The organism is Streptomyces sp. SID12501 (assembly GCF_010550245.1).
Lineage (GTDB): Bacteria > Actinomycetota > Actinomycetes > Streptomycetales > Streptomycetaceae > Streptomyces.
Window position 1 is genome coordinate 1 of the sequence record NZ_JAAGLU010000177.1, and the last position, 753, is coordinate 753.

Below are 753 nucleotides of genomic sequence, written 5' to 3' on the forward strand. Positions count from 1 at the left end.
CCCGGGGTCATGACGACCGTGCAGGACTGGCCCGGCCGCCTCGGGCACTGGGACGTGGGCATCAGCCCGTCGGGGCCGATGGACGACCTGTCGTTCCGGCTCGGCAACGTCGCGCTCGGCAACCCGGAGGGCGCCCCGGGTCTGGAGTGCACGCTCGCGGGCCCGAGCCTGCGGTTCAGCCACGCGGCGGTCGTGTGCGTGACGGGGGCCGACGCGCCCGTGACCGTCGACGGCGTGCCCGTCCCGCAGTGGGAGCCGGTCGACGTACCGGCCGGTGCGGTGCTCGACGTCGGCACGCCCACCGGTGCCGGGCTGCGCACGTACGTGCTGGTCCGCGGGGCCCTCGACGTGCCCGGATACCTCGGGTCGGCGGCGACGTTCTCGCTCGGCGGGTTCGGCGGGTACACCGGCCGTGCGCTCGTCACGGGTGACGTCCTGGTGCCCGCGGCCGTCCCGGACGGCGCACCCGCCACGGCCGTCGTCCCCGTCGAGGCCCCCCCCGCGCTCGTGCACGCCTGGGAGCTCGCGGTGCAGGAGGGGCCGCAGCCGGCACCCACGTACTTCCTGCGCGAGGACATGGACATGCTCTACGGCGCGACGTGGCAGGTGCAGACGCACGCCAACCGCACCGGTATCCGGCTGTCGGGGCCCAAGCCGCGCTGGGCGCGCCCCGACGGTGGCGAGGCCGGTCTGCACCCGTCCAACCTGCACGACAACCCGTACTCCGTGGGCGCGCTCAACGTCTCGGGCGAC

1 pseudogene is annotated in these 753 nt (G+C 75.6%); it reads left to right on the forward strand.

Annotation, left to right across the window (positions count from 1 at the left end):
• Positions 1–753, forward strand: a pseudogene (locus tag G3I71_RS45075) (biotin-dependent carboxyltransferase family protein); the annotation flags it as partial.